Origin of the sequence: Lysinibacillus sp. NPDC095746 (genome assembly GCF_044763535.1) — a bacterium.
Classification (GTDB): Bacteria; Bacillota; Bacilli; order Bacillales_A; family Planococcaceae; genus Lysinibacillus.
Genome location: NZ_JBIWGL010000083.1, coordinates 1 through 1020 on the forward strand (window position 1 = coordinate 1; position 1020 = coordinate 1020).

At 36.6% G+C, this 1020-nt stretch carries 1 protein-coding gene; it reads right to left on the reverse strand.

What is annotated here, in order from left to right; translation table 11 throughout:
* Nucleotides 1-126: 126 nt before the first annotated feature.
* Nucleotides 127-1020, reverse strand: an 894-nt coding sequence (locus tag ACIQ7N_RS23665) for an IS256 family transposase (RefSeq protein ID WP_402936682.1), incomplete at its 5' end; no start/stop codon positions are given.

A 1020-nucleotide genomic window follows, 5' to 3' on the forward strand; every position in this document is an offset into this window, starting at 1 on the left:
CGTAACTTCCGTGTATTTATATGTCCACATTCAGAAATGGCTGTCAAAGGCTCTTTTCACTTTGATAGCCGTTTCTGAATGTGGCATCCTACGGAATGGAAGTTACATGAAAAATACTTAAGTTCACTAAGTTGTGAGTCCCTTTTTCTTTGCGTATACAGTTTCTTGATACTGCATTAGAACTGCACCTACTAATCGAAAAGCAGATTGTGTATTTGGGAAAATGCGGATTACTTTTTCTCTTCTACGAACTTCTTGATTTAAACGTTCAAGAGAATTGGTACTACGAATATGACATCGTATTTTCTCTGGGTAGTTCATGTACTGTATCGTATCTTCGAAGCCTTCATCAAAGATGGCAAGGGCTTTTTCATACTTGGTATTGTTTCCGAATTGATCAAATAACTCATCTTTAAATTTTCGAATATCTTCAATTGTAATAGCTTCAAAAACTCGTTTTATCATCATACGGATTTCCTCTGAGTCTTTTTTAGGAAGCTTTTCAATGATATTTCGTTTAAAATGTACGTTACATCTTTGCCAAGCTGTCCCTATAAAATCACGTTGTATGGCTTTTTGAAGACCTTGATGAGCATCTGAAATCACAAGTTTAGGTGATTGAAGCCCACGCGATTTGAGACTTTGGAAAAACCGACTCCAACTCTCATAACTTTCAGCGTGGTCCACACTTAAACCTAGTATTTCACGTTTGTTGTTCTCCGTAATAGCTGTGGCAATATAAACAGCCTTAGAGACTATACGATGATGTTCACGTACTTTTATATACATCGCATCTACAAAGAGAAAAGGATAATAAGTTGTATTTAATGGACGCTTGGCCCAAGCATTTACAATCGGATCTAGCTTTTGTGTAAGTGAAGACACAAAGGATTTAGAAACGTTTTCTCCGCAAAGTTGTTCCACAATATGAGTAACTTTGCGTGTTGAAACACCGTTTATCACCATTTCTAGCATAGATAAAACGAGAGCTTGATCACACCGAGCATACTTTTCAAAAAT